Genomic DNA, 26,367 nt, shown 5'->3' on the forward strand with positions numbered 1-26,367 from the left:
TGTGTGTCTGTGAGTTCTGCCGGATTTAAGTTCGTCAGGGACATTCGGTAGTATATGTCACAGACGCCAGTCGTAGTCGAGGCAGTCCGGACTCCACAGGGGAAAGAAGACGGTGTGTACGCCGATGTCCGCAGTGAAGACCTCTCGGTGCCGTTGATCGACGAAATCCTCGCGGAGAGCGGCCTCTCGGGCGAGGAGATCGACGATCTGATGTGGGGCTGTGCCCAGCAACGCAGCGAGCAGGGGAACAACATGGCCCGCGTCATCGCCTTGCTCTCCGAGTTGGGCGAGAGCGTCCCGGCAACGACGATCAACCGCTGGTGTGCCTCCTCGATGCAGTCAGTTATCTCCGCCGCCGACGCCATCGCGGCCGGCAACCGCGACGCCATCATCGCTGGCGGCGTCGAGAACATGAGTCGTGTTCCGATGGGTGAGAACATGGGCAGCGTCCACCCACGAATGGCCGAACTCTACAACATTGGCGAACTCCAGATGGGGATGACCGCCGAGAAGGTCGCCGAAGAGTACGGCGTCAGCCGCGAACAACAGGACGAGTACGCCGCCCGGAGCCAGCAACGCGCCACCGAAGCCACCGAAGAAGGCCGCTTCGACGACGAGATCGTCCCGATCGAAACCGAGGACGGCACCGTCTCCGAAGACGAAGGCATCCGTCCCGGAACGACCGCCGAAAAACTCGGCGAACTCCCGACCGTCTTCAAATCCGACGGCACCGTCACACCCGGCAACGCCTCTCAGATCTCCGACGGCGCATCGGCACTGTTGATTACGAGCGAAGCCTTCGCCGAGGAACACGACCTCGAGATCCTCGCCGAGGTCGGGATGAACAACGTCGCCGGCGTCGACCCGACCGTGATGGGTGTCGGCCCGGTGCCCGCGACCGAAGGCTTACTCGAGCGAAACGGACGCGAGATCGACGACTACGATCTGGTCGAACTCAACGAGGCCTTCGCCAGTCAGGCGGTCTACTCACGCGACCAACTCGGGATCGATCCCGAGATCTTCAACGTCAACGGCGGTGCAATCGCGCTTGGCCACCCACTCGGCGCGTCGGGTGCTCGCCTTCCCGTCACCTTGATTCACGAACTCCAGAAACGCGGCGGCGGTCGCGGACTGGCGACGCTGTGTGTCGGCTTCGGGCAGGGGGCGGCGATCGAGTTCGACGTCAACTGATACGGACCGTCGTTTCCAGCGACCTCGCGTGACCGGGTATTTAGATAGCTCCGGACCGATACTCTCGGTATGAGCACGCTACTGCTGGCGCTCCTCGTCGGCATCCCGCTCGCGTGGCATCTCGGGCTCACCGCCTTTACGTACTACGACGCCGGGAAAGTCGGTCTCGAGCCGCCGATGAAGTGGACAGCAATCACCTTCTGTATCCCGATTTTCGGCTTTTTCATCTACATCTTCGAGCGCAGCGAACTGTCCTACGATCCGGAGACCGATCCCTACCGGGGGAACAACTTCAATATCCATCCCTCACGGGCCGACGACGCGCCGCTTCGCTCACGCGGTGACGACCGACTCTCGGTCGATGACGACGAGTGGGACAACCACGACGAAGACGAGTCACGCTAGCATCTGTGATCAGCGAGGGACGCGGTGACGACAGCCCTCGCCGTTGAACACCGATGGTAGCCGCTGAACGTCGCTGTACACCTGATCGAACCACAGCTGTGCGATCAGTGTGGAAATCGTTTCAGTTGTTACTACAGAGTCCGTGGCGCTGGCGACACGCCTCGGAGATCACCGCCCGAAACCATTTCCGTTCACCACAGCCGTGACAGAGTTGGTCCCACTCGAACTCGAGATCGAGTTCGTCGCTCGTCGACTCGCGGTGCTGGTTCGTGACCGACCCGCGCGGTGGTCGTTGCGTCCGGATCGATCCACGTGCTCGACCACTCTCTACTCCCCGTTGATTCCCCCGGGTCCGTTGCCATCTCGAGTACAGTTTCGAGACGGTCATGGTATAAGTACGATTTCCGTACCACTCGTATTCGGCGGGGAAATGACGTGTTAAGACGGGTTCGTGTACGGAAAAGCAGTATTTTGAGTCTTAGTCGTCGGCCGGCGTTCCGGTCACACCGGACTCCTCGAGTCGATCCGCGGGAACGGTGCCGTCGTCGTCCCAGCCACGTTCCTCGTAGTACGCCGCGAGTCCCTCCTCGAAGCCGGGGATCTCGTACGGGAGTCGGTCGTCGTCGCGGTCGAAGCCACGCTGGTTGTTGAAGTGACGCTCGAGCGAGACGACGGTGCCGCCGAGCTCGAGCAGGTCCTCGTAGTCGGCGTCGAGCAGCGTCTCGAGGCGGTCGGGGGTGACGAAGTCACGCGAGAACTTACAGAGGACGCCGCTGTCTTTGATGACGTTGACGTTCTCGAGTTCGATGATCTTCGGTGGCTTGTTCTCGAGGCCCTGTTTGTCGAAGGCTCGATCCGCGTCGACGAGTGGGTACTCGTAGGGGTAGAACTCGGCGTACATGTGGTCGGCTCCGCGATTCGAGGTAGCAAAGGAGAGGCCCTGCCCGTTGAGCGTTCGGCCGTCGTGGGCGGGGAACTCCATGCCCTTGACGGTCCAGTTGTCGACGCCAAGGTCCTCGTGGATGCGGTCGATCCCCTCGGCGAGCGTGTCGCCAACGCCCTCGCGGTGGGCAATCTTTTCGACGAGGTCGTGGATCAACTCGACGTTGCCAAACTCGTCTTCGCTGGCGAGATAGGCAGCGATGGTGTCACCGGCGGAGATCGTGTCAACCCCGTATACGTCACAGAGCTTGTTCGATTGCATCACGTCGACGATGTCGTCGACGCCCGAGTTCGAACCGAAGGCCATGACGGTCTCGTACTCGGGGCCTTCGGTCTCGAGGCCGCTTTCCTCGTCTCTGGTTGGCAGTTTGCAGGCGAACGCACACGCCGAACAGGTCCCTTTCTTGTACTTTTTCTCCTCGACGCGGTCGCCGCTGATGCCTTCGGCGCCCTCGAAGGACAGTTCGGAGAAGTACCGCGTCGGGAGGGCCTCGACCTCGTTTGCGTACTCGGTCATCGAGGAGGTGCCCTGTCGTTTCATGATGTGATCCGACTGGGCGGCCTCGCCGTGAATCTCCATTTGCAGCGGCGGAATCTCGACCTCGTGGGTCGAGTCGCCGTCGAAGGTGATCGCCTTGACGTTTTTCGAGCCGAGGACGGCACCGAGGCCGCCGCGGCCAAAGGCGCGCTCTTCGGAGGTCATAATCGAGGCGAAGCGAACCTGATTCTCGCCGGCCGGACCGATGACGACGGTGTGTTCGGCCTCGAGGCCGTGTTCGTCCTCGATGTACTCGCAGGTCTCGGGGACGGTCGCGTCCTCGAGGTCGGGGACGGGTTCGAACTCGACGCCCTCGTCGGTGACGTGGACGATGACGAGGTCGTCGCTCGCGCCGGTGATCTCGACGGCGCTGTAGCCCGTTCCGGTGAAGTTCCGCGAGAGGAACCCGCCGGCGTTCGAGGAGAGCAAGCCGTCGGTCAGCGGCGAGACGGCCGTCGCCGACATCCGGCCGGTAAAGCTCATCGTCGAGTGTTGGAGTGGACCCGTTGCCAAAAAGAGGCTGTTTTCGGCCCCCAGCGGGTCGACATCGAACGGCACTCGGTCGTAGGCGAGTTTCGTACCGAGCGCACGCCCGCCGAGGAACGACTCGAGGAGGTCGTCGATCGGTTCCGTTTCGGCGGTTCGGTCGCCGACATCGACCGTACACAGCGGTCCCTGGACGTGTTTCATATGTGGGCTACTCGCATTCGTGGCCGCAAAATGGTACCGGTTCCTGTCGGTAAACTGTCTTCTCATCCCGGTAGGCGCGTTGCTCGTCCCGTTTTCGCTGGCGGGCAGGCGCGATCAGCAGACCACCGGTCGGCAGCTCGGAGACGGCAGCGGGCAGCGTCGGCGATCGGTCGTCAGGATATATACGGCCGCAGTGTGAGAAGCGGGTATGTCACGGTCGGCGGAGGGGTCCGACGAGACGACGATCGACGACTTGTACGAGCAACTCGAGACGCTGGCGGAGACGGTCGACGATCCCCACGAGCGAACGGAAGTCCGCCGAACGATGCGGCTGGCCGATCGCCTCTCACATAACGGGATGGTCAATCGGGTGATCACCGAGTTTACGGGCAAGGACAAAGCGGAGGCGTTCGTCGGCAGCGTCGTCATCGGCATGCCCTTGCTCGTCGAAGATGGCGTCCTCGAGATCGGCGAGTTCCTCGCGACGACGCCGGCGTTTTTCGTCGTAAACCTCGCCCTCGCCGCCGCGCTCGTCGTCGGTATCCTCTACGTCGCCGACTTCCGGGAGGTGCAGATCCACAACCCCTATTTCGGTGTCGTTCCTCGACGCCCCGTCTGGGTGCTCGGTATCGCGTTCACGACCGCGACGGCGATGATGACGCTGTGGGGACGGGTGACGTGGGACGAGCCCTGGGTAAACCTCTGTCAGGTGTCGGTGATCTTCACGGCGATGGCGATCGGTGGCTCGTTGGGCGACATCCTCCCGGGCGAGGACTGAGACGGACCGTTGTCCCGATCTCCCGGCGATCACGGGCGATGGGCGACGATCAGTGCCGACCGCAGACCGTCTGAGGTGCCGCCAGCATAGGACTATCTCGGGCGTCAGTAACCCGAATCGCGACGCCGTCGTCCTCCCAAAGTGCGACTCGAACGGTCGCTGTCCGCAACGTGACGCTCGTTTCCGCCGTCGATTTGGATTGAAACAGCGTGTTTAGCGACTCGGGGTCGAGTTCGTCATACCGGTCGGAATCGGCCCAGCGCAGGTCGGCTCCCCTGTGGTCGGCGACCGCAGCCAGTATTGCCTCGGTCAGCGATCGCTCCTGCTCCGCCCGGTAGGCCGCTCGAGTCGTGATTTCGGGGGCGATCCCCGCAGTCGACACCGCCATCGGCTTGAGTCGCTGCCCGCGATCGGCCGTCAGAATCCCCTCGAGGAGCGTCTGCGCGGTGTCGTCTCGGAGAACGACCACCCCGTCACGGTAGTCGACCACTCCGGCGTCGTCCAGTTTCGGCAGCTGGGTGTGTTCGAGTTCGGTCGCAACTGCGACCGGCGAGCGGTCGAACACCGGGCCGCAGTTCGACACCGCTTGCCTGCTCGAGTGTGCCGCCGAGTAAGAACACCTCCGCGTCGACCGTGAATTCGAGGATGACGACCATGGCTACTGTTGGTACCCGATGGAGATACAGTATCATTCACGAACGCTTACGACCCCGGAGGCGTATCTTGGGACAGATGGTTGGCCACGACTCCGCCGCCGATGTCTACACGCAGGCGTTGCCGGTTATCCTCATCAGCCTCGTGGCAGGGCTGTTCGCAGGAACGTTACTCGGTACCGAGACCATGCGCGAGGGGATCGAGAGCGTTCCCGGAATTCTATTGTTGCTCCCCGCGTTTCTCGCGACGCGTGGTGGTGTCTACGGCTCACTGGGGGCTCGGCTCTCGAGTGGGCTTCATCAGGGGGTGATCGATCCCCACTTCGAGTGGAACGATCGCCTGCGAAACGCGGTCATCGCCTCGTTTCTCAACGGGATGATCGTCTCTATTTTTATCGCCGTGCTCGCCTGGGGTGTCTTGCTCGCTCTCGGGCGGAATGGCAGCCTGCTCGAGTTGGTGATTATCCTCACTGTCGCCGCGCTGTTGAGCGCGTTCGCGATGCTCGGGGTGTTGCTTACCGTGATCTTCAAAGGGTATCGACGAGGACTCGACCCTGACAACGTCATCGGCCCGGTCGTGACGACCGTCGGTGACGTCTTCGGCGTCGCGTTCTTGCTTATCGGTATCGCCGTCGCGGGGGTGTTACTGTGAGCGCCGGTGGCGACGTCTTACACGGCGAAGATCTGGACGACAACCCGACCACGGAGTGGTCCGTCTCGAGTATCGTGACGACGCTCGTCCCGTTGCTCGTTGCCCTCTCGATCCTGCAGATGGTCTCCGGGACCGTCCTCGAGACGTTCGAAGAGCAACTCCTCGAGAACCCGTCGCTGCTGATTCTCGTCCCGGTGATGATCGGGACTGCCGGTAACCTCGGCTCGATCATGTGCTCGCGGCTGGCGACTCAGCTTCATCTGGGGACGCTCGAGTTCTCGCCGACGAACCCTGACATCCGGTCGAACGTGGGTGCGGTCATGGGGCTTGCAGCGACCGTGTTCAGCCTGCTCGGGATCGCCTCGTGGCTCATCGGCCGTGCGCTCGGCGGCACGTTGGGGCTCGGAACGCTGCTGCTTATTACGATCGTCAGCGGCATGTTGCTCGCCGTCTGGGTCGTCATCGTCAGCACCGTCTCGGTGTACGGCTCGTACCGACTCGGCTACGACCCCGATGATACGACGATCCCCGTCGTCACGAACATCTGTGATATCACGGGCGTTCTCATCCTCTTTGGCGTGGTCTGGGTCGTGTTGTAAACCGCCGCTGATCGACGTGATTGGGGGCGAGTGTGGCTGGCTGCGGTCTATGACTCCGCGTAGATGCGCTCGACACGGTCTTCGAACTCGTCTAAGATGACGCGACGTTTCTTTTTCATCGTCGGCGTCAGCATCTCGTTTTCCTCGGTGAACTCCTGTGGCACGAGTTCAAACCGTTTGATCGTCTCGTGTTTCTCGAAGTTCTCGTTGATGCGGTCGACTTCCTGTTGGATGTATTCGCGGACACGGTCGTCGTCACACACCGCCTGCGGATCGTCGGGGAGGTTGATCCCCTCCGAATCTGCCCACTCCTCGAGGTGATCCGAGTTCGGGACCAACAGTGCGCCGATGAACTTCTCGCCGTCGCCGACGACCATACACTGCTCGATGATCTCGCTGGCCGCGAAGGCGTCCTCGATCGGGGCCGGCGCGACGTTTTTGCCCGTCGAAAGCACCATGATCTGCTTTGCGCGCTCGCGGAACTCGAGGAAGCCGTCGGGTCGCTGGTGGATGATGTCGCCGGTTCGGAACCAGCCGTCTTCGGTGAACGCGCCAGTGGTCGCACCGGGTTTGTTCCAGTAGCCCTGCGTGACGTTGGGCCCCTTGACGAGGAGTTCGCCGACGTCGCCGGGGTCGTCCGCAAACGCCGCTTGATCGGCAACGCGCTCGTCGATTTGTACGTCGACGCCGGGCAGGGGGTAGCCGATGGTCCCGATCTTGACTGCCTCCGGTGGGTTCGTCGAGACGACCGGCGAGGTTTCGGTCAGCCCGTACCCCTCGTAGATCGGCAGCCCCATCGCGTGATAGAGCTGACAGAGGTCGGTCGAGAGGCTGCCACCGCCGCTGATCAACAGTTCGATCTCCCCGCCGAGGGCCTCCCGAACCGTCGAGAAGACCAGTTTGTCGGCCAGCTTTCGCTTGGCGTTTAATACCACTCCGGGCGAGTCGGCTTGCTGGTACTCGACACCGACGTCAGTCGCCCACTCGAAGATTCGTTTCTTGGCCCCTGATTCGCTCGCCTGCTCGCGGATCGCGTCGTAGATCTTCTCGTACACCCGCGGCACGCTCGTCGCCGTCGTCGGCTGGACGGCGCTGAAGTCCGCCTGCAGCGTATCCGGACTCTCCGCGTACGCGACACAGGCACCGCTTGCGAACAAGACGAAATGACCCGCGGTCCGCTCGAAGACGTGGGCAAGAGGCAGATACGACACTGCAAGCGACTCCTCGTCGAGCGACGGGGTCCCCTCGGGTTTGTCCGGCCGGGGCGCGAACCGCTTTCGGACCGCATTGACGTTCGACCGGAAGTTCCAGTGGGTGAGTTGGACGCCTTTCGGCCGGCCTGTCGTCCCCGAGGTGTAGATCAAACTCGCCAGATCGTCCAGTTCGGGCCCGTCAACGCGTTCCTGATACGCCTCGAGGTCGAACACCTCCTCGCCGCGATCGTAGACCTCGTTCAGCGTCAGGATGTCCTCGCGGTCGTCGTATCCCGAGAGTTCGTCCATCGAGACGATGAACTCGAGATCGAGATCGTCTTCGACCTCGAGAACCGTCTCGAGGAGGGCCTCGTTCTCGACGACGACGGCGGATGCATCGGGGTCGTCGAGCAGATATTCGACCTGACTGGACGAAGAACTCCGATAGACCGTCGTAATGACGGCCCCGGCACCGAGGAGGGCGAAGTCACACTGTGCCCACTCCATCCGTGTATCGGCGAAGATTCCGACGCGATCACCCTGTTCGACGCCGAGGTCGTAAAATCCAGCCGAGAGGTTGCGGACGATGTCGCGCATCTCGAGGTAAGAAAGCGTCCGGAACTCTCCGGCCGTCGCAGCCGGCAGGACCGACGGCGTCAGCGATCGATCGTAGACTCCACCCTTGTACTTTTGGGCTGGTCGATTCGCGTTTCGCTCGACCGTCTCCTCGAACAGTCGCCCGAGTGTCGTCTCCCCGATGACCTCGTCGTCGTACTCTCGCTCGGCATCCTGCCAGTCCATATATGTGTGACAGTACCTCCCGTGCGATAAATCATGATGAAACGGCAGACATCAGTAGCCGTGTTTATTTTGGGCGAGCCGGCACCGCCGACGACACGCCGGCACTGATGCGGCTTCCTGTCATACGGACCACCGGCACATCGGAACCGTCGTCCGTCTCAGTCGCGGTGATCGAGATAGCCGAGTACGCCTCGTGTGTTCATGATCGCCTCGGCGCGTGCCTTGCGCTCGCCCCAGATCTCGGCCTTGTCGGTCGTCTCGGCGAAGTACTCCATGACGGCCTCGTCGTCCTCGAGTTCCGCGCGTTTCGTTTCGACGGCCTCGACCCACTCGCTGAGGACGGTCGCGTACTCATCGAGCGCCTCAGCAGCGTCGTCGCCGACCGCTCGGGGTCCGAAGTGCGTGTACAGCAACACGTCCGGATCGATCGATTTCAGCGTCTCGACGTCCTCGAGACACTCCTCGAGATTGAAGTCCGACGGTGGCGAGGTTTCGGTCATGGTCTCGGTTTCGGGAATCCAGATGCCCGCCGCGTCACCGACGAAGACGGCGCTGTTTGCAGGGTCTTCGAAGACGACTTGATGGAACGCGTGTCCGGGTGCGCCGTGAACGCGAAGGTCGTGTTCGCCGAGGCTGATCCGGTCGCCATCTTCGATTTCGACGATTCGATCCTCGGGAATCGGTTTCGGGTCGACGTAGAACTCCCACTGGTCGCCGACGGCGTTTTTCGTGCCTTCGACCAGCCGTGTTGGATCGACGAGCAGTCCCGCACCGGGTGCCGGAACGTAGACGTCTGCGTTCGGGCACGCCTCGGCGAGGAAGCCGGCTCCGCCGGCGTGGTCGAGGTGGATGTGTGTCACGACGATCGCCGCGAGGTCGTCGCAGTCGATGCCGAGTTCGTCGAGTGCCTCGAGGATCAGTTCGTGGTTCGTTCCGAGCCCGGTTTCGATGACGGCAGGTCGGTCATCGTCGAGAATATACGCAGCACCGTACTCCTCGGTGTCGTACATGTTTGTATCGAGATAGTAACAGTCCGTACAGTCGCCGGCGGTGACTTCCTTCACCGAACCGATATCCGTTGCCATACCGGTAGGCCCGTTGGCGGATGGGATAAAAGCTACGTCACCGCACCGCACACCGAGCCAGCCTACGTCGGTCGGCGGTCAACAGTCGTCCGGACAGTCCTTCCACTCGCCGATCCCCGAGGGGTCGAGATGGACGTGGGCATCCCCGACGTCCTCTATGTCACGCAGCCAGTCGACGAGCGTCGATTCGACGTCGTGGGCCTGCCGAAACGGCATGTCGCCATCGACTTCGACGTGAACTTCGACCTCGAGGACGGGACCGTCGTAGAAGACGGTCAGATCGTGGACGCCCCGGACTTCGGGGTGGGCTCGCAACGTCTCGGTGACTTCCATTCGCGTCTCTGGATCGGGAGCCGCACCGATGAGATAATCGACGTTCTCACGGCTGATCTCGACGCCTTGATAGACGACCAGCAGGCTGACGAGCGCACCGGCGACCGGGTCAAGCAGCGGGTAGCCAAGCAGGACACCGAGGACGCCGACGACGGCAGCCAGCGAGGTGTAGATATCGTTGAGACAGTCCGTCGCCAGCGCCTTGAGCGCCGTCGAGTTCAGGTCCTCGTTGATCCAGCTCGTATAGCGGTAGACGAGGTACATGTCGACGATTGCGAAGGCGAGCGCCCCGAACAGCAGCGGACTGAAGCTGACCTCGACGCCGTAGAGCAGCCCCTGTGCGGATTCGTACAGCAGATTCAAGCCGAGTAATGCGATGACGCTCCCAACGAACAGGGCCGTGAGTGGCTCGATCCGATCGTGGCCGTGAGGGTGGGTGTCGTCGGGCTCGTCGTACGAACTCCGTCCCCAGATCAACACGACGATGCTCGCGACGAGGTCGGCGACCGAGTGAGCCGCGTCGGCAAGGAGCGCGACACTCCCGAACGCAAGCCCGGCAGCCCCTTCGACGATGATCTTTACTGCGTTGCCGAGAACGTTCGCCCACGAGGCGCGTGCGAACCCGCGTCGTTCGTTCTCGGCATCAGCCATACATTTGTTTAGAGAGAGTCTAAACTTGGGTCTTTTCCTTCCGATCTCGAGACGTGTGGAACGCTGTCGTATCGCAATTTTCATCACGCCGCTGTGAGTACCACGCCGTATCCGGGCGATGGGGCCCGCCTGATCCAACCGCCGGACCGCTCGCCGTCGGCACGAGTCGTCTACGCGACGATCGGCCGACCGAGAGGGTGGCTGACGGTCCCTGTCTGTAGCCACAGTCATGACAGCAGCCCACCCCCTCGCTCGACTCGAGACGCTTGCACTGATCGGTATCGGTGGTTTCGCCGGTTCGAACCTCCGATACTTCTCACTCGGCCTGCTATCTGATCTGCAGGCCGTCTTGTTGGTCAACGTGCTGGGCTGTTTCGTCCTCGGCTTTCTCGTGTACGAAGCCGAGTACACCGATTATATCGGGCGAGAGTCACGGATCGTCTTCACGACTGGCTTTCTCTCCTCGCTGACGACCTACAGCACGTTTGCGGTCCAGACCGCGACGGCAGCCGAGCCGCTGGTGCTCGTCGCCGTCGTCGCCGGCAACTACGGGCTGGGTTTTGTGAGTGTCCTCGGGAGCCGGACCCTCGCACGCCGACTTCGTGACCGCACATCCACTGTCGGCGGTGAGACGGCATGAGTCTCGAGCCCACGGCGTTGGGCGGCGTGCTCGAGGCCGTGCTCGTCGGGCTGGCGTTTCTCGATCCCGATCTCCTCACGGCCGTGACGTTCGACCCCGAACCTGCCCACATCGTCGGCACTGGTGGCGCGATCGGCGCGATACTGCGTCACCTGATCTATCTCCAGTTCTCGAGCGACCGGTTCCCGTGGCCGACGCTTGCCGTCAACGTCGCCGGGAGTTTCGGCTTCGGCGCGGCGATCTTTGCGGGTGCCGGCGAGACGACGATCCAGCTGGTCGGGATCGGAATCTGTGGCGCGTTCACGACGTTCTCGTCGTTTTCGGTCGAGACCGTCCAGCTCTACGAACGCGGTGATCGGCTGCTGGCCGTCGCGAACGCGACAGGAAATCTCGTCCTCTCGCTTGCGGCGATCGGGATCGCATGGATCGTCGTCACAGCAGGCCCGTTTTGAGGTCGCCACGGCTGTGGGAAATCAGGTGGTTCAGTCAGCAGCGCCGCGAACGACCGTCACCGGCACCGTTGCCAGCGAACGATCTGTTCTGCGACGCTGCCAAGCAGGTATCGAGCCGTCCCCTCGCGCCCGTGACTGCCGATGACGATACCGTCGATCGCGTGCTCGTCGGCGTCCTCGAGCATCGGACCGACGACGTACAACACCGTCAGCCGGGCGTCCGGAAACTGCTCGAGTGCATCCTCGACGCGGAGCGGGCCGGTGTGGTGCCATCGAACGGGGCCAGAACAGAACTGACGCGTCATACACGGGATACGATCGCTCGAGCAAAAGAACCGTGGAGGTCGGCGTCTCGCCCGACAGCAGTGTCTGGATCAGGACGGCTGCGATCAGTGTGCCACTCGTGTTCTCTCTCATGACGGACGACCATTGCCACCACCGGTCGGGATCACACAGATTGCAACGAGAACGATCTGACTGCGATCTGAGAGCAAGGCCGAGTCTGATAGCAGCCACGGTCTAGATGCTCTTGACCGTCAAGACCGGCGTTCAGTCTCGGTACGTTTAACATCGTACTGGAAGATGCACTGATATGAGCGTTCGCGACGATGTCTGGCGGATCTATCGTGAAACGATCCCGATCCTGTTCGTCGCACTCGGCGGTGGGCTCTTCGCTGGTGTGGTTCTCGAGGGTGTCCTCGAGAGCGTCGACCGGTTTCCGGGGCTGCTCGTGATGGTCCCGGTGTTTCTGGCGACGCGAGGGAACGTCTACGGGGCGCTCGGTGGGCGGATCTCGAGTGGGCTCCATCAGGGGCTGATCGATCCCCACTTCGAGTGGGACGAACGACTCGTGAACGCAGTTACGGCCTCGTTTATCAACGGCATCGGGATCTCCATCGTGATCGGGATCATCACGTGGCTCGCCCTCCAACTGCTTGGCTGGGAGGCTGCTGCCCTGTATGAGTTCGTCGGCATCATGCTGATCTCGGGTGTGTTGACCTCGATCGTCCTCATCTTCGGGTTGCTCACGGTGATCTTCGCCGGCTACAAACGCGGCTACGATCCCGACAACCTCGTCGGACCGATCGTCACCACGCTCGGTGATATCTTCGGCATGCTCTTTTTGCTGTTCGCGATCGGAATCGTGGAGGTGCTCGCCTGATGGTCTCGACAGGCGGTTCGGGGCCGCTTGGCTCGTGGACGGTCCGCAGCATCGTCGGTAACATGTTCCCGCTTCTGATCGTGCTCTCGATTATCGTCCTCGCCGCCGGGATCACGCTCGAGGACGCCGAGGAGATGCTTTCGGAGTACGCGCTGCTCGCGGTGATGGTCCCGACGATGGTCGATATGGGTGGCAATCTCGGTGCGATCTTGAGTTCGCGACTGTCGACGCGACTGCATCTCGGAACGGCACGGATCGACCTGCGTGACCGGGAACTGTGGGCCAACGTGCTCGCAGTCTTGGCGCTCGCGATAACGATCTTCACTGCGCTTGCAGTGGGGGCCTGGCTCCTCGGACAGTTGCTGGGCATCGCGATGGCGCTGTCGACGCTGTTGTTGATCTCGCTGACCAGCGGGCTGTCGGTCGCCGTCATCGCGATCGTCTTCAGCTTCGCGGCGACGTATGCCTCCTATCGCATGGGGATCGACCCCGACGATACGACGATCCCGATCGTCACCAATGTCGTCGACGTCTTCGGGATGGTCATCTTCATCGGCGTCTCGGCGCTGGTCCTCGGATTCTAAGCCCCAGTCCGCCGTCCGAACCCCTCGTCATCGCCACGTCTGTCGAGCGTCTGACTGAGCTTCAAGTATCGCGACGATGGCAAACTGTGTATGTCGTCTGCACTGTTCCACCAGCACCACCACCATACGCGAGGCGAGTCCACAGATGATTGAACTCCTTCGAACGAGACGGATCGAAGACCCCAAACACACGCTCTTCCCGTTTGCCCTCGCGATCGTCGTCGCCGTCCTCGGGGCGTTTGTCTACCTCGAACTCGTCGGTCTCCTGCTCGAGGTCGCCAGCTAACCGAAAATCAGCACGCCCCACAGTACGGATCAGGCCTGTGCTAACTCCTCGAACGCTGCCGCAGCCGTCCGCGTCCCTTTGGAGATGAGCACGTCGCCGCCCCGAAGGCTGGCGTCGGCGTCGGCAACGAGCAGCCAGCCCTCGTCGGGACGGCGGATGGCGATCACCGACATCGTCGACTCGACGTCAGGGACACCGTTCGTTATCGCCGTGCCGTCGAGTTCACTCCCCGGTTCGATCTCGACGCGTGTGATGAGTTCGTCACTCTCCTGGACGGCGAGTTGCACGACCGGGTGTACGTCGATCTCTCGGAGCACACCCTCGCTGATGTCGATCGCTGCGTCGCTGATCACTTCCGTGCTGGTCCCCAGCCGAATGAGTCCTCGCAACACCACCGGGTCCTCCGCGTCGGCGGCCGCTCGAAGCGTCCACGCTTCGAAGCGTGACTGTAACGCGTCGACCTCGATCTCTAAGTTTCGGACCTCCTCGGCCAGTTGCGCGCTGTCGAACAGCACGCTGCTGTAGGCCAGATCGACCGCCAGCTCCGAGAGGTTCTTCATGTGGATGATCGTGTCCACCGCCCGCTCGAGATCTTCGATTCCGGGGTCCTCGATGGTCGGGGTCTCGTATCGCTCGCCGGTCAGCTCCTCGAACACCTTGCCGATCGCCGGATCGGGACCACGGAGCAACGCGACGTCGTCGGACGCGACAGTCGTCTCCGGACCGGGATTGAGTAGCCAGTTGTCCCCCCGTCGGAGCGCGATTACGCGAACCCCCGTCTCGGACTCGAGGTCGATATCAACGAGGGTTCGATCCGCATACGCCGACCCCGAATCGACGACACCCCGAACGAGCGTTTCGGCGGCTTCGGGAAGTGCTGCACGCATGGCGTCTGGCAGCCCCATTTCCTCGAGGACGATTTTCGCGATGTCACCAGCGGCGTCGCTGATCTCACCGGTCGCGGCGACGATCCCCAACACGGGAGCGAGTTCCTCGGCGTCGTCGGGGTTTCGAACGGCCATCATGAGGCTCATCCGCGCGCGCAACTCGAGGACGTCCATGCGCTGCTCGAGCCGAAGCACCTCCTGTGCGAGATCCGCGTTCCGGTGGAGCACCGCAGAATACGAGAGATCGATCAGCAGCTCCGCCGTGTCTTTCATCTCGACGAGCACGTCCTTGACGCTGACGGGCTCGTACTCGACCGATACCGACGACGCTTCGCCCTCGAGCGGGTCCATACACCGAACACGGTCCCCCGTCGAAAAAAACGTTTCCTGCGAGCGCTCGCTCGAACTCGGCTATGGTGCCATCACAGCCACACCACGCAGCCTTCCGACACGGTTTTGGACGGGCACAAAGAAAGGACGACCAATGCTCGACCGGACCTATCTACGCGACAACGCCGACGAGGTACGCGACGCCCTCGACAACCGAGGTGCCGACGTCGACCTCGACGAACTCCTCGAGGTCGACGACCGCTGGCGAGAGCTGAAAGCCCGTGGCGACGACCTGCGCCACGAGCGCAACCAGATCACCAAACAGATCGGCAAACTCGTTGCCGCTGGGAAAGACGACGAACGCGAGGAGGCGATCGCCCGCTCGAAAGACCTCAAATCCGAGATCGACGACGTCGAGAGCGAGGCCGCCGACCTCAAAGCCGACCTCAAGCAACGACTCCTCGAAGTCCCGCAGATCCCCCACGAGAGCGTCCCACTGGGGATCGACGAGCGACACAACGTCGAGGATCGACGCTGGGGCTTCGACGACCTGCGCGAGCTGCCCGCAGACGTCACGCCCCACTACGAACTCGGCGAGGAACTGGATATCATCGACGAGGAACGCGGTGCCAAGACGACCGGCGCTGGCTTCTACTTCCTCAAAGGCGACGGTGCGCGACTCGAGCACGCGCTGATCCAGTTTATGATGGACATCCATCGCGAGCAGGGATACGTCGACCTCTTCCCGCCGATCCCCGTCAAAAGCGGGGCCATGCGCGGGACCGGCCAACTGCCGAAGTTCGCCGACGACGCCTACCGTCTGGGCGGCACCAACGAGGAGTACGACGACGACGATCTCTGGCTCTGTCCCACCGCGGAGGTGCCAGTGACCAACATGTACGCCAACGAGATCTTACTGGACGACGATCTCCCGCTCAAACACCAGGCGTACACGCCGAACTTCCGCCGTGAGGCCGGCGAACACGGCACCGAGACGCGCGGCATCGTCCGCGTCCACCAGTTCAACAAGGTCGAACTCGTCAACTTCGTCAAACCCGAAGAGAGCTACGACCGCCTCGAGGGCCTGCTCTCGGAAGCCGAAGCCGTCCTGCAGGAACTCGACCTTCCGTACCGCATCCTCGAACTCTGTACTGGCGATCTGACCTTCGCGAGCGCGAAGACCTACGACATCGAGGTCTGGGCTCCCGGCGACGACCTCGAGGACGGCCCCGAGGAAGGCGGCCGCTGGCTCGAGGTCTCGAGCGCGTCGAACTTCGAGGAGTTCCAGGCCCGCCGGGCTGGCCTGCGATACCGGCCAGAACGGCACGAATCGGCCGAGTACCTCCACACCCTGAACGCCTCTGGGCTCGCCCTGCCTCGCGTGATGGTGGCGATCCTCGAGTACTATCAGAACGACGACGGCACGGTGACGGTCCCCGAAGCTCTGCGACCGTACATGGGCGGCAAAGAAGTCATCGAGGGCCACGAGAAGGTCGGCGAATCGGCGCTGGGTGCCGGCGACCGCGAGTAACGAACTCGCCATCGGTTGCTGGCGCTGTCGCCACCTCGAGTCGGCGGTGGACTGCGATCTCACCTGATCAGTCAGCAGCCAGTTCGACACCGTATATTTCTATCTCCTGATAGCAACGCATTCATCCGCGACCGTCCGTGACAGCGACCCAACAGCAACTGCGTGATCGGAAAACGGCTGTGCGATGGGTGTAAACAGTATGTCTGGTCTGATCCGTTTATCTCACTTCTCAACTGAATGTCTAGATATATTGAATGTACAACGGTGAAGTAGAAGCATTTACGGCGAATAGCTTGTGTATCTACAATTAGTGATACCGTGTCAGAGACGACGTTAGAGACGATCGAACAACTACTAGAAGGAGCTGCCGAGGAGACGACGAACGCAGAAGTCAGGTACAAACTCAACAGTGCCCGACAACTGCTGAAAATCCTCGAGCATCGCGATGACGCGTTTGATGAAACTGTCCACGCCGTCGTCGATGACGAGAAGACCTTAGCACAGTTGCGCGAGTTAGGCTATCTCGATTGACATCCACCACGACTGAAGTCGTGGACTTTCTCCGTAATTCTGTGTCCGCCAGTTCCGGCGAGATCGCAGAGCGGTCGCAGTCCAACCGATAAATCGTTCCAACAGACACCGTCTGAGAGCGACGCGATTCGCTCGCGCGCGCCGACAGTAACGCTGTCGCTCACAGTGGTGTCGAAAGAAAACCCGAAGATAGTTCGCAGGTGACGGACTCGAGTCCGTCGTGTCGACTGGTTAGATGTAGTCGATGCTTGGTGGCAGTTCGAGCTTCATGCCCTTGCGCTCTCGGATCTCCATGATCTTATCACGCTGGAGGGAGTCGGACATGAATTCGAAGCCGGCGTTCTCGGTGTTCCAGGAGGCACGACCCTCGGTCGCGCTTCGGATGTCGCTTGCGAAACCAATCATCTCGTCGACGGGTGCGATACCCTCGACGACCATGAGGTCACCTTCCTGGTACATGTCGTCGACGCGGCCACGGCGACCCTGAATCTCGCCGGAAGCAGCGCCCATGTGGTCGTTCGGCACGTCGATACGGACGTCCTGCATCGGCTCCATCATCTTGATCTGACCGACGATCAGCGACTTGTGGACGGCCTCACGCGTGGCGGGGATGACCTGTGCCGGGCCACGGTGGATGGTGTCCTCGTGGAGTCGTGCGTCGTGCAGACGGACGAGTACACCCTGGACCGGCTCGTTCGCGAGCGGACCGTTGTCGAGGGCTTCCTCGAGTCCCTCGATGAACAGCTCCATCGTCTCGTTTAGGTGCTGGATACCTTTGGTCTGGTCGAGCAGGATGTTCGTCCCGTGGATATGCTCGACGACCTGGGAGTCGTCTTTGTCCATACCGGCTTCCTGGAGCGCTTCACGGCGCTCGAGTTCGGGCATGTCCATCGACGCTTCGCCCATCCGGATCGTCTCGACGATCTCTTCGCCGAGTGGCTCGACGGAGATGTAGAAGCGGTTGTGACGGTTTGGCGAGATACCCTCGACCTCGTCGCTTACACGGTCGATCGCTTCGCGGTAGACGACGATCGGCTCACCGGTGTTGACCGGAATGCCCTGGTTCTTCTCGATACGCTGGGTGATGACCTCGAGGTGAAGCTCACCCTGTCCGGAGATCAGGTGCTCGCCGGTGTCCTCGTTGATCGTAATCTGGATCGTAGGGTCCTCTTTCGAGACCTGACGAAGCGTTTCGATGAGCTTGGGGAGGTCGTCCATCGTCTGAGCCTCCACGCTTTTCGTAATGACCGGCTCCGAGATGTGCTCGATCGACTCGAACGGCGTCATCTCGACGCTCGAGACGGTCGAGCCGGCGATGGCGTCGCGCAGGCCAGTGACGGCTGCGATGTTTCCTGCGGGAACGTGGTCGACTTCCTCGCGTTCGCCACCCATGTAGATCCCGACGGACTGGACGCGGTTTTTGCCGGCGGTGCCCGAAACGTACAGTTCCTGGCCCTTCTCGAGCGAACCCGAGAAGACACGACCGGAGGCGACTTCGCCCGCGTGGGGGTCCATCGCGATGTCGGTGACCATGAAGACGACGTCGCCGTCCTCGTCGACGAGACGCATCCCTTCGGCGAGGTCGGATTCGGCGTCACCACGCCAGATGCGTGGGACACGGCGGGGCTGTGCGTCGACAGGGTTCGGGAAGTGCTCACAGACCATGTCGAGGACGACGTCCGACAGGGGCGTCCGCTCGTGGAGTTCCTGACGGTTGTCGTTGCGCTCGAGTTCCATGATCTCGCCGAAGTCCATGCCGGTGCGCTGCATCGACGGCATCGAAACGCCCCACTTGTAGAGGGCGGACCCGAAGCCGACGGTTCCGTCTTCGACGGAGACCGTCCAGTCGTCGATGTCATCCATGTCCTCGGTCATGCCACGAATGAGTTCGTTGACGTCGTGGATGACGGCGAGGAGTCGCTCCTGCATCTCTTCAGGTCCTTCCTGAAGCTCGGAGATCAGGCGGTCGACTTTGTTGATGAACAGCGTTGGCTTGACACCTTCGCGCAGTGCCTGTCGCAGCACCGTCTCCGTCTGGGGCATGGCCCCTTCGACGGCGTCGACGACGACGAGTGCGCCGTCTACAGCACGCATCGCACGCGTGACGTCGCCACCGAAGTCGACGTGGCCCGGCGTGTCGATGAGGTTGATGAGATGGTTGGTGTCCTCGTACTCGTGGGTCATCGAAACGTTTGCCGCGTCGATGGTGATCCCACGTTCCTGCTCGTCTTCTTCCGTGTCCATCGCGAGTTGCTCTCCGGCGGTCTCGTCGGAGATCATGCCGGCACCAGCGAGGAGGTTGTCAGAAAGGGTTGTTTTACCGTGGTCGACGTGAGCGGCGATGGCGATGTTCCGGATGTGTTCCGGTTCGTCCATCAGCCGTTCACACTCTTGGACGATCTTCTTGCGTCGGCCCATATACACCCAGTTACCGCCAGCGGGGTCAAAAGGGTAGTGTTTCGTCGCCGCCGGAATACGTCGGATATCCCGGTTTTTACGCCTGAATCTCCAACTTACGTGAGTGAATGCCACGCAACTGTCCCCGATGATCGATGACGCGAGTCACACCCAGCGAACACGGGCGTAACAGACATACACTCTCGAGACTTGGTACTGATACGCATGGATCTTCGAATACAGGGTCCCGGCCCCACGACGCCGTTTCTCAGCGCTCGAGACCTCTTTGAGACCGAACACGAACTGTCGTTGCCCGTCTACGTCCAGTTTCGAGACGATCCGGACGAGCGGACCTGGGCCGGCCACTACGACGACCGGCACGTGTTGAATATGTCGAGACAGGCAGCCTCGAGTGCGATGGCCCGTGAACTCGTTCTCCACGAGCTTGCCCACATGGCCAGACACGAACAGGAACATCCCTCACACATTCAGTCGACCGAAGAAGTCCTCTATCTCGCACTGGCTGGCAAACGCGTCGAACGGCGCAAGCTCTCTCACTGCTACCAGATCGCAAATCATATGAAAGACATCTACGCCGACGACATCACGCTCGCCGTCGGCCCGGGTCAGAAACTCCTCTCCTTTCTCGAGTCCAGCCTCGCGATGGCACTCGCCGATCGGCCCGACCCCCCCTCTCGACCGGGCCTCGAGCGCCTCTCTGCGAGCGCAGACCCAGATATTACGGCAGTGAACGCGGCGTTCGCGCTGGCGTTGGCCGAGCGTCACGACCTTGTCGACGACGACCACCGGCTGTACGACCTCGCGCACGTAGCCGCGATGGACGCCCCTCACGTGGATTTTGCGGGCTTCAAACAGCGATTCCGAGAACTCGCACGCGATCCTGACGCCAGTCTGTACCGCCAACTGCTGGTCGATGCGACTCGCGCGTACGTCGGTGGTGAGGGGCTGGCTGCGGAGTGACGGGACGGCAGCGTTCGACCACCGACTACGTGCCATCAGACCCGGTCACAGACTCGCTTCGGCCCGAACACTTAATGTTTGATGGATCCATGTCTGAAACATATATTGATGCTTTCGCGCAATGATCTGGAGGGCGAGTCGAACGAGGAGCGGTTCTCCGACGGACTCACCCAACTGAAGCGACAGGGTGCCAGTGTCCTCGTCGTCGGCTCCGTCCAACCAGCTCAGCGTCGAAACCTCTGTCGTCGATTACTTGGGCGGACGACAGTCACACCACGTCGGCGTGTCCTGGTCTCGACGACCGGACAGAGCCATGATGTCTCCGAGCTACTCGGCAGCGACTCCTGTACCGAAACAGCACATACGCTCGTTCGCTACGCGACACAGGCTCGTGGCGCTGTCGCGAGTGATGGCGACTCGAGCACTATGGAACCGATCGCGCCCTCGATCGATGACTCGCCGGTTACGACCACCACACTCTCCGAGCTTGGAATCGCCATCTCGAGTGCGATCGAAACGTTCGAACTCGAGTCGAACGGGCTTGCACCCGCAGAACTCCGTGTCGGCGTCGAATCGCTGGTTCCCTTGCTCGATGAGTACGGCACCGAACGGGTCTTCAAATTCCTCCACCTGACCAACGGCCGGGTTCGGACTGCCGACGGGATGGTCCACTACCATCTCCCTATGGACCGTGATTCGGATACCGCATCGGTACTGGCACCGCTGTTCGACATCATCATCGAGCTTCGAGAGCAACACGGCGTCCCACAGGAACGCTGGTCGATCGACGATGGCGAGTTACACTCTGGTTGGGTTTCGGTCAGCCAGTCGTAGTCATCGATTGCAGACACGAGCGACGACCTGCGCTCTGTCCCCCGATCACACCGCTGCTCTCTCCACGCTATGAACCCAACTTTCGAGCCAACGAACGACGGACTGGTGATCATCGATCCGATCGAACGCCATCGGTATCAACTCACGACACACGAACCGGTCTCGCTCGAGTCGGTGGAGATGGATCAGGTACAGTATCCCGTGGATGCTGCCGTTAGAACGACGACGACGATGCTCACACTGCCGACGAGCAACACCGTCTACGTCCGTGACCGCGACGGATCGATGGTTGCAGAAGTCCGACCGACAGAGCAAGTGTCACTGTCGCGCGATCAGTATCTCCTCGACCTGTCCGGCCCGTTGAAGGTGTATGCGCATCTCGAAAGTTCGATCCAGATTTACTCAGACACCGACCGAACGTACATCGCTCTCGATGACGCAACAGACGTCCGTCTCGGTGCCCGCTCCTATCACCGGCGTCCAGCAGGAACGGTGACGACGACCGCGGACCCGACGGATATGATGCGGGCGATTTCGGCGTTCGGTTCGGCGCTGAAGACGACAACGCCTGAACGGTCGTACCCGACGCTCCGTGGACACCCGCCGAAAATAGAACTCGGAGACAAGTTACACGTTCCGCCGAGATTTGCAACTCCGGAGACCGGCGTCCGGATCGAGATTCCGAAAACAACCCGTCATGTGTTCGTCGTTGCCCCGCTTGCGTACTACCTCGGGGCGGAGGTCGTTCCCGGACCCACACCGAAACTCGTCACTGAGCGTGGCTTTACCTATGCTCTCGGTGACGAACCCGATTTCGCAGCGACTGTCGAACGAGTACTCAAACACGTCTTCTTTCTCGACTGTATCGTCCGCACCGAGGGAACGACTCCACTGCCCCTCCACGAACGAGATGCGATCGAACCGGATCTCACGTTCGATATCGAGCGTGTGTACGATCAGTCCCTGTCCGCGCAGCTCGAAACGTATCTCACCGACGTCCCGTTCGAGACCGTCACCCGACACCTCCCCGAGTGGTCGCTCGAGACGCGGCTCCAGCCGGTGCCGGAACGCGTCGAGTTTCTCCCGTTCGTTGCCAACAGCCTCTCGAGCGTTCGTGTTCAAGACGGGACACAGCCACAAACGGAAACACAGCAAACGGTCTCGACACAGGCGATCGAGGCCTTCGTCCGAGGGGATCTCACTCGGAGTAAGCGTTCAGTCCGCAGTTCCGAACTGGCGTCGAGTTCGGACGAAACCACGTCAGTACCAACGGTCGAACAACGCTGGAACAGCAGCGGGACAACACAGATTACGAGCAACGCTCCGCTGTCAGCGTTTCACAACAGTATCGGCCGGCAACCAAAGGCGGACCCGATCGAAATCGAGGTCGTCTGTAACGACGCCACAATGCGTGCCGAACTCGAGACGGTAGACGGCGTCTACGGAACTCGCGAGGAACTCCCGTTCGACGTGACGGTCCATTACGAACTCTCAGCAGCCGAACTCGAGGCCGTCCTCGAGACCGACACTGATTTCCTCCACTTCATTGGCCATATCGATGACGGCGGAATGCGATGTTCGGATGGCACGGTAGATGCATCGTTGCTCGAGACGTCCGGTGCGAAAGCGTTCCTATTGAACGGCTGCCAATCACACGATCAAGGACTCCAACTCATCGAAGCGGGCAGTATTGGTGGTATCGTAACGCACGACGATGTCGTCAACAGTGGGGCAATACGTGTCGGGAACACGATCGCACGATTGTTGAACCGAGGCTATCCGCTGTACGCGGCGGTGGAGATTGCCCGAAAGAAGAGCGTGGTTGGTCAACAATACCATATTGTCGGCGATGGAATGATCGCGATTGCACAACCAAAAAAAGGATTCCCCAATATCTGTTTTGTTTCTAGTGACAAGCACTGTCTGAATCTCCAAATGGAGTCATACATAACCACTGAAATTGGGATTGGTGCAGTGTTCACCCCCCAGCTCGAGGTAGCAGAATCATATTACATAACGCCAACAAAGACTAACAAGCTCACCACAACAAAGCATCAACTACAGAGCTTTATTGGCTTAGATACGTTTCCGATAATCCTTGACGATCGTGTGGTTTGGAGCAACGAGGTCGCTATCGATAAACTCTAGCTGTTACGGTCCCAAGAAGCCAGTGTTGTTTGCTGCAACAGTTCCTGCCTGAGATAGCACCAGCAGGATCGTAAACAGCGCGCCGATCATTCGTGGGTGATTCTTGAGGTACTGGGTTAGGTCATCCATGGTACATTGAATACATACTGTCGCGATAATATAAATTTATTTTAATATACCATATAAATAGATAGTAGCGTTATGTGTGTAAGAAGTTGTTTGAAACGTAGAGAAGCCACTACCTCCCCGTGAACAGGTGATAGAGGCCCTCGAACGTATATTTTGTCCCGACCCACTACTCGTCGAGCAACTGTCGGAGTGACTGATCGAACTCATCAACCGAGAGTTCGTCACGGATCTCGGCTGCTCGTTTCCGGGACTCATAGAGGTTGCAGACGATCGATTGATACCGATCGGCGGCATCGATATCGGACTGAAGTTCACTCTCAAGGAGTGCGCGCTCGGTCGAGAGCCTGAAAAATTCGTTCATTGCCTCCTCGTAGGCACCCTGCAAGAGCAGCCGTTCGATCGTCACGCACAATCTCTCGTCCGAGTGCGGTCCGACGAGGAGTTCGTTAGCACCACGATCAACAGGGTCGTCGGTGGGTACGTCCTCTGAAAGGACGAGAATCTGCGTCTCCGGAGCGCTCTGTTGAAACGCATCGAGTACACCGCGCGCGTCGGGCGTCTCGAGTCCCCAGTCGAGAACGAGCAGATCGTACCCAGCACCGATCTGCTCGAGAATAGATTGGTCAAAATCGGCCCTGTGAACATCGATAGCGACTCGAGACCGGCTAGTCTCCATCTCAGTCAAAGACACCGTGGGATGGACGACGAAGAGTTGGAATGGAGAGTCCTGCAACACAGCTCGTACTACTATCCTCTGGTAGATACTATTAAATGTGGCCGGGAGCGGTCAGAACATTACAACGCATACACATATATCGTGGGGCAGACGAACGACGTTCCCGATCGGCCACAACGTATATTTTTCTCTATACAGAAATATTTTATAAGACCGAGCGGCGACAACCACGGATATTTTATTATCACACTTTATTTAATGAAACCAAAATTCAAGTCGACTTCAAGCGGATTACTGATTGTTGATCCGATCGAGCGCAAGCAGTACCGATTCAAAACCGATACACCAGTCACACCGACGCCAGTTGTTCCCGATCAACTACCGTACCCGATGGACACAACTGTGGAGATTCAGACTGACGGTTTCAGGGTATTAAGTGACAATAGTATATGTATTCGGAACTCGAACGGAACCCTCATCACCGAACTCCAGGCAGACGAGAAGGTGAACCTTCCAAAATCAGAGTATATTCTTGACTTCTCTGGACCACTAAAAGTGTATGTCGTCGTCGAAAGTACAGTCCATGTCCACGAAGGCATTGGGGAGGCACGGATTTCGTTTGGTGAACCGACCTCAGCAGTGATAAGTGCGCGATCGTATCACACATCACCGGCGGCAACGATCACAACGACGACAGAACCAAACGATGTGATGCGCGCAGTCTCGATGTTCGGGTCCGCACTGAAAACGACAACGCCCGAGCGATCGTACCCGACGCTTCGTGGCCATCCTCCAGCTATCGAACTGGGTACTGATGTTGAAATCCCCGATGAGCTTTCACGACCACAGACGGGTGTTCAAATCGAAATCCCACCAACGCTCCAGCATACGTTCGTTGTCGCACCGCTTGCGTACTATCTCGCAGCCGAGGTCGTTCCGGGATCGACGCCGCAACTCGTTACGGAGACGGGGTACGTCCATCCACTCGAGGGAGAACACGGGTTTGAACGGACGGTCAAGCAGGTGTTCAAGCAAATCTTCTTGCTCGATTGTATCGTTCGAACGGAAGGAGAGACACCACTGCCACTGTATGAGCGGGAAGCGATCGAGCCTGTTCTCGAGTTGGACATCGAAGAGATATATGAACGACCGATAGCCGAACAGCTCGAGGCCTATCTGGCGGTTCCGTTTGAGATGATACAGGCATATCTCCCCAAATGGCAGTTTGAAGTTCATCTCGATCCATTTGCAACAGACTCTCTCGAGTTACTGCCGTTTCTTATGGACCATCTCCCAACAATCAAAATAGATACTGCTGCAAGCAAGCCGGCTCGAACAGCTTCGACGACGTCTGTTTCAGTATCCCCGCTACTCCGGCAGTCCTGGGAAGATGGACGAACTGAGATAACAGGGACAGGAATGCTATCAGCGTTCCAAAATAATATCTCCCAGTCGCCGCGAGACGGACCACTTGAGATCGAAGTGATCTGTAACGACTCGGAAATGAGTAAAGAACTAGTATCGGTCCATTGTGCATACCGGAATCGGAATGATTTGCCGCTTGATGTTACTGTTCATTACGACCTTACGACGGATGAACTCGAGAAGGTCTTTTCTCGAGAAAGCGACTTCGTTCATTATATCGGCCATATCGATACCGACGGGTTTCGGTGTTCGGATGGTACGATCAGCGCAGCACAGATCGAAACGGTTGGCACAAAAGCGTTCATTCTGAACGCGTGTCGATCTTATGAACAGGGGTTACATCTCATTGAAGCAGGAGCGATTGGCGGGATTGTCACATTCCGTGAGATAGAAAACAGTGTCGCAGTCAATGCAGGACGTACAATTGCCCGTCTCTTGAATTTTGGACTGCCACTCTACGGGGCATTACACATCCTCCAAAAGATCGGAGATGGTGAGCAACAGTACCATATCGTTGGTGATGGGTCGCTAACAGTCGTTCAGACAAGCCAAGGATCGCCGATAGCAGGTACAATCACTCAGGCAGAGGACGGAAACGACATGATTGTTGATTCATATCTATCACCATCCAAAGATCGGGGTAGTGTGTATAACTTGACTACAAATATGGCTGAATCATATCGCCTAGTGTTTGGTAAAGTGAGTTTACAGTCAGAGTCAACAGCCGACCTCGTGGAACTCCTCAATACGGAGCCGTTCCCCGTGTTATTCGACGGAGAACTCCGCTGGAGCACCGACATCAAAACGCACGAGCTGTAGGCCCACTGCTCGAGAGGCCGGCACTGCCGCTCTCGAGTCGCGAA

26 protein-coding genes are annotated in these 26,367 nt (G+C 60.0%); 16 read left to right on the forward strand and 10 right to left on the reverse strand.

Annotated features, from left to right (window positions below; genetic code table 11):
* Nucleotides 1-54 precede the first annotated feature (54 nt).
* A complete protein-coding gene (locus C495_RS05710) occupies nucleotides 55-1,191 on the forward strand; it encodes a thiolase family protein (RefSeq protein WP_008160875.1) in 1,137 nt (378 codons plus the stop codon).
* Nucleotides 1,192-1,260: 69 nt separating this feature from the next.
* Nucleotides 1,261-1,596 carry a hypothetical protein gene (locus C495_RS05715; protein ID WP_008160878.1) on the forward strand — a complete coding sequence of 112 codons (336 nt, stop codon included), beginning with the start codon at nucleotides 1,261-1,263 and terminating at the stop codon, nucleotides 1,594-1,596.
* 478 nt (nucleotides 1,597-2,074) lie between these two features.
* On the opposite strand, the gene C495_RS05725 is transcribed toward C495_RS05715, so the two are convergent.
* Complete coding sequence (locus C495_RS05725; protein ID WP_008160880.1) at nucleotides 2,075-3,766, reverse strand: aldehyde ferredoxin oxidoreductase family protein; 1,692 nt, start codon at nucleotides 3,764-3,766, stop codon at nucleotides 2,075-2,077.
* Between the two features lie 208 nt (nucleotides 3,767-3,974).
* Here C495_RS05725 and C495_RS05730 point away from each other — a divergent pair, with 208 nt between their 5' ends.
* The gene (locus tag C495_RS05730) at nucleotides 3,975-4,544 is read left to right on the forward strand and encodes a DUF2391 family protein (protein WP_008160882.1); all 570 of its coding nucleotides are present in this window, start codon (nucleotides 3,975-3,977) and stop codon (nucleotides 4,542-4,544) included.
* Nucleotides 4,545-4,593: 49 nt separating this feature from the next.
* Here C495_RS05730 and C495_RS05735 read toward each other — a convergent pair whose 3' ends face one another.
* Nucleotides 4,594-5,127: a HalOD1 output domain-containing protein gene (locus C495_RS05735; RefSeq protein ID WP_161605555.1), complete on the reverse strand. Its 534-nt coding sequence runs from the start codon at nucleotides 5,125-5,127 to the stop codon at nucleotides 4,594-4,596.
* Between the two features lie 149 nt (nucleotides 5,128-5,276).
* On the opposite strand from C495_RS05735, the gene C495_RS05740 reads away from it, so the two are divergent.
* Nucleotides 5,277-5,849 (forward strand): magnesium transporter, encoded by a 573-nt coding sequence (locus C495_RS05740; RefSeq protein ID WP_008160886.1) that lies wholly within the window; start codon nucleotides 5,277-5,279, stop codon nucleotides 5,847-5,849.
* The gene (locus C495_RS05745) at nucleotides 5,846-6,448 is read left to right on the forward strand and encodes a magnesium transporter (protein ID WP_008160888.1); all 603 of its coding nucleotides are present in this window, start codon (nucleotides 5,846-5,848) and stop codon (nucleotides 6,446-6,448) included. Before C495_RS05740 ends, C495_RS05745 begins: the two co-directional genes overlap by 4 nt.
* A 47-nt stretch (nucleotides 6,449-6,495) precedes the next feature.
* Here the strand turns inward: C495_RS05745 and C495_RS05750 are convergent, their stop codons facing one another.
* The 3 genes from C495_RS05750 to C495_RS05760 all read right to left on the reverse strand — a co-directional run bounded on the left by C495_RS05750 (nucleotide 6,496) and on the right by C495_RS05760 (nucleotide 10,511).
* Nucleotides 6,496-8,442, reverse strand: coding sequence for an AMP-dependent synthetase/ligase (locus C495_RS05750; RefSeq protein ID WP_008160890.1), 1,947 nt, complete (start codon nucleotides 8,440-8,442; stop codon nucleotides 6,496-6,498).
* A 158-nt stretch (nucleotides 8,443-8,600) separates the two neighbouring features.
* Nucleotides 8,601-9,527: an MBL fold metallo-hydrolase gene (locus C495_RS05755; protein ID WP_008160892.1), complete on the reverse strand. Its 927-nt coding sequence runs from the start codon at nucleotides 9,525-9,527 to the stop codon at nucleotides 8,601-8,603.
* A 78-nt stretch (nucleotides 9,528-9,605) separates the two neighbouring features.
* Complete coding sequence (locus C495_RS05760) at nucleotides 9,606-10,511, reverse strand: cation diffusion facilitator family transporter (RefSeq protein WP_008160894.1); 906 nt, start codon at nucleotides 10,509-10,511, stop codon at nucleotides 9,606-9,608.
* Nucleotides 10,512-10,740: 229 nt separating this feature from the next.
* Here C495_RS05760 and C495_RS05765 point away from each other — a divergent pair, with 229 nt between their 5' ends.
* Together C495_RS05765 and C495_RS05770 are read left to right on the forward strand one after the other, a co-directional pair.
* Entirely contained in the window at nucleotides 10,741-11,151 is a 411-nt protein-coding gene (locus C495_RS05765; protein ID WP_008160895.1) for a fluoride efflux transporter FluC, read from the forward strand.
* Nucleotides 11,148-11,603, forward strand: a complete 456-nt coding sequence (locus tag C495_RS05770; RefSeq protein ID WP_008160897.1) for a fluoride efflux transporter FluC — start codon at nucleotides 11,148-11,150, stop codon at nucleotides 11,601-11,603. Before C495_RS05765 ends, C495_RS05770 begins: the two co-directional genes overlap by 4 nt.
* Nucleotides 11,604-11,659: 56 nt before the next feature.
* Here the strand turns inward: C495_RS05770 and C495_RS17590 are convergent, their stop codons facing one another.
* Nucleotides 11,660-11,908, reverse strand: a complete 249-nt coding sequence (locus C495_RS17590) for a universal stress protein (RefSeq protein ID WP_008160899.1) — start codon at nucleotides 11,906-11,908, stop codon at nucleotides 11,660-11,662.
* Between the two features lie 287 nt (nucleotides 11,909-12,195).
* On the opposite strand from C495_RS17590, the gene C495_RS05780 reads away from it, so the two are divergent.
* From C495_RS05780 to C495_RS18065, 3 genes are all read left to right on the forward strand, one after another.
* Nucleotides 12,196-12,765, forward strand: coding sequence for a magnesium transporter (locus tag C495_RS05780; protein WP_008160900.1), 570 nt, complete (start codon nucleotides 12,196-12,198; stop codon nucleotides 12,763-12,765).
* On the forward strand, nucleotides 12,765-13,349 hold the full coding sequence (locus C495_RS05785; RefSeq protein ID WP_008160902.1) for a magnesium transporter: 585 nt from the start codon (nucleotides 12,765-12,767) through the stop codon (nucleotides 13,347-13,349). Before C495_RS05780 ends, C495_RS05785 begins: the two co-directional genes overlap by 1 nt.
* A gap of 145 nt (nucleotides 13,350-13,494) precedes the next feature.
* Nucleotides 13,495-13,635: a hypothetical protein gene (locus C495_RS18065; protein ID WP_008160903.1), complete on the forward strand. Its 141-nt coding sequence runs from the start codon at nucleotides 13,495-13,497 to the stop codon at nucleotides 13,633-13,635.
* 29 nt (nucleotides 13,636-13,664) lie between these two features.
* On the opposite strand, the gene C495_RS05790 is transcribed toward C495_RS18065, so the two are convergent.
* A complete protein-coding gene (locus C495_RS05790) occupies nucleotides 13,665-14,873 on the reverse strand; it encodes a potassium channel family protein (RefSeq protein ID WP_008160906.1) in 1,209 nt (402 codons plus the stop codon).
* A gap of 133 nt (nucleotides 14,874-15,006) precedes the next feature.
* On the opposite strand from C495_RS05790, the gene serS reads away from it, so the two are divergent.
* Both serS and C495_RS05800 read left to right on the forward strand, forming a co-directional pair.
* Nucleotides 15,007-16,383, forward strand: coding sequence for a serine--tRNA ligase (serS, locus tag C495_RS05795; RefSeq protein WP_008160908.1), 1,377 nt, complete (start codon nucleotides 15,007-15,009; stop codon nucleotides 16,381-16,383).
* Between the two features lie 318 nt (nucleotides 16,384-16,701).
* Nucleotides 16,702-16,914: a hypothetical protein gene (locus C495_RS05800; protein ID WP_008160910.1), complete on the forward strand. Its 213-nt coding sequence runs from the start codon at nucleotides 16,702-16,704 to the stop codon at nucleotides 16,912-16,914.
* 231 nt (nucleotides 16,915-17,145) lie between these two features.
* Here the strand turns inward: C495_RS05800 and C495_RS05805 are convergent, their stop codons facing one another.
* Nucleotides 17,146-19,332 (reverse strand): elongation factor EF-2, encoded by a 2,187-nt coding sequence (locus C495_RS05805; RefSeq protein ID WP_008160912.1) that lies wholly within the window; start codon nucleotides 19,330-19,332, stop codon nucleotides 17,146-17,148.
* Nucleotides 19,333-19,536: 204 nt separating this feature from the next.
* Here C495_RS05805 and C495_RS05810 point away from each other — a divergent pair, with 204 nt between their 5' ends.
* From C495_RS05810 to C495_RS05820, 3 genes are all read left to right on the forward strand, one after another.
* Nucleotides 19,537-20,292: a DUF5781 family protein gene (locus tag C495_RS05810; RefSeq protein ID WP_008160914.1), complete on the forward strand. Its 756-nt coding sequence runs from the start codon at nucleotides 19,537-19,539 to the stop codon at nucleotides 20,290-20,292.
* A gap of 108 nt (nucleotides 20,293-20,400) precedes the next feature.
* The gene (locus tag C495_RS05815; RefSeq protein ID WP_008160915.1) at nucleotides 20,401-21,126 is read left to right on the forward strand and encodes a DUF7504 family protein; all 726 of its coding nucleotides are present in this window, start codon (nucleotides 20,401-20,403) and stop codon (nucleotides 21,124-21,126) included.
* A 69-nt stretch (nucleotides 21,127-21,195) separates the two neighbouring features.
* A complete protein-coding gene (locus tag C495_RS05820) occupies nucleotides 21,196-23,274 on the forward strand; it encodes a hypothetical protein (RefSeq protein ID WP_008160917.1) in 2,079 nt (692 codons plus the stop codon).
* A 3-nt stretch (nucleotides 23,275-23,277) separates the two neighbouring features.
* Here the strand turns inward: C495_RS05820 and C495_RS18470 are convergent, their stop codons facing one another.
* Nucleotides 23,278-23,403: a DUF7503 family protein gene (locus tag C495_RS18470; protein WP_275039963.1), complete on the reverse strand. Its 126-nt coding sequence runs from the start codon at nucleotides 23,401-23,403 to the stop codon at nucleotides 23,278-23,280.
* Between the two features lie 166 nt (nucleotides 23,404-23,569).
* Nucleotides 23,570-24,079 carry a HalX domain-containing protein gene (locus C495_RS05825; protein ID WP_008160919.1) on the reverse strand — a complete coding sequence of 170 codons (510 nt, stop codon included), beginning with the start codon at nucleotides 24,077-24,079 and terminating at the stop codon, nucleotides 23,570-23,572.
* A 21-nt stretch (nucleotides 24,080-24,100) separates the two neighbouring features.
* Between C495_RS05825 and C495_RS05830 the strand changes: the two genes are divergently transcribed.
* Nucleotides 24,101-26,323 (forward strand): hypothetical protein, encoded by a 2,223-nt coding sequence (locus C495_RS05830; RefSeq protein ID WP_241430586.1) that lies wholly within the window; start codon nucleotides 24,101-24,103, stop codon nucleotides 26,321-26,323.
* Nucleotides 26,324-26,367 lie beyond the last annotated feature (44 nt).

It is taken from the genome of Natronorubrum sulfidifaciens JCM 14089 (assembly GCF_000337735.1).
In the GTDB taxonomy this organism is placed as follows: domain Archaea; phylum Halobacteriota; class Halobacteria; order Halobacteriales; family Natrialbaceae; genus Natronorubrum; species Natronorubrum sulfidifaciens.

Coding starts and splice junctions, on each gene's coding strand:
- C495_RS05710 (WP_008160875.1), top strand. CDS start 55: ATGTCACAGACGCCAGTCGTAGTCGAGGCAGTCCGGACTCCACAGGGG.
- C495_RS05715 (WP_008160878.1), top strand. CDS start 1,261: ATGAGCACGCTACTGCTGGCGCTCCTCGTCGGCATCCCGCTCGCGTGG.
- C495_RS05725 (WP_008160880.1), bottom strand. CDS start 3,766: ATGAAACACGTCCAGGGACCGCTGTGTACGGTCGATGTCGGCGACCGA.
- C495_RS05730 (WP_008160882.1), top strand. CDS start 3,975: ATGTCACGGTCGGCGGAGGGGTCCGACGAGACGACGATCGACGACTTG.
- C495_RS05740 (WP_008160886.1), top strand. CDS start 5,277: ATGGTTGGCCACGACTCCGCCGCCGATGTCTACACGCAGGCGTTGCCG.
- C495_RS05750 (WP_008160890.1), bottom strand. CDS start 8,442: ATGGACTGGCAGGATGCCGAGCGAGAGTACGACGACGAGGTCATCGGG.
- C495_RS05755 (WP_008160892.1), bottom strand. CDS start 9,527: ATGGCAACGGATATCGGTTCGGTGAAGGAAGTCACCGCCGGCGACTGT.
- C495_RS05760 (WP_008160894.1), bottom strand. CDS start 10,511: ATGGCTGATGCCGAGAACGAACGACGCGGGTTCGCACGCGCCTCGTGG.
- C495_RS05765 (WP_008160895.1), top strand. CDS start 10,741: ATGACAGCAGCCCACCCCCTCGCTCGACTCGAGACGCTTGCACTGATC.
- C495_RS05770 (WP_008160897.1), top strand. CDS start 11,148: ATGAGTCTCGAGCCCACGGCGTTGGGCGGCGTGCTCGAGGCCGTGCTC.
- C495_RS17590 (WP_008160899.1), bottom strand. CDS start 11,908: ATGACGCGTCAGTTCTGTTCTGGCCCCGTTCGATGGCACCACACCGGC.
- C495_RS05780 (WP_008160900.1), top strand. CDS start 12,196: ATGAGCGTTCGCGACGATGTCTGGCGGATCTATCGTGAAACGATCCCG.
- C495_RS05785 (WP_008160902.1), top strand. CDS start 12,765: ATGGTCTCGACAGGCGGTTCGGGGCCGCTTGGCTCGTGGACGGTCCGC.
- C495_RS18065 (WP_008160903.1), top strand. CDS start 13,495: ATGATTGAACTCCTTCGAACGAGACGGATCGAAGACCCCAAACACACG.
- C495_RS05790 (WP_008160906.1), bottom strand. CDS start 14,873: ATGGACCCGCTCGAGGGCGAAGCGTCGTCGGTATCGGTCGAGTACGAG.
- serS (WP_008160908.1), top strand. CDS start 15,007: ATGCTCGACCGGACCTATCTACGCGACAACGCCGACGAGGTACGCGAC.
- C495_RS05805 (WP_008160912.1), bottom strand. CDS start 19,332: ATGGGCCGACGCAAGAAGATCGTCCAAGAGTGTGAACGGCTGATGGAC.
- C495_RS05810 (WP_008160914.1), top strand. CDS start 19,537: ATGGATCTTCGAATACAGGGTCCCGGCCCCACGACGCCGTTTCTCAGC.
- C495_RS05815 (WP_008160915.1), top strand. CDS start 20,401: ATGCTTTCGCGCAATGATCTGGAGGGCGAGTCGAACGAGGAGCGGTTC.
- C495_RS05820 (WP_008160917.1), top strand. CDS start 21,196: ATGAACCCAACTTTCGAGCCAACGAACGACGGACTGGTGATCATCGAT.
- C495_RS18470 (WP_275039963.1), bottom strand. CDS start 23,403: ATGGATGACCTAACCCAGTACCTCAAGAATCACCCACGAATGATCGGC.
- C495_RS05825 (WP_008160919.1), bottom strand. CDS start 24,079: ATGGAGACTAGCCGGTCTCGAGTCGCTATCGATGTTCACAGGGCCGAT.
- C495_RS05830 (WP_241430586.1), top strand. CDS start 24,101: ATGGACGACGAAGAGTTGGAATGGAGAGTCCTGCAACACAGCTCGTAC.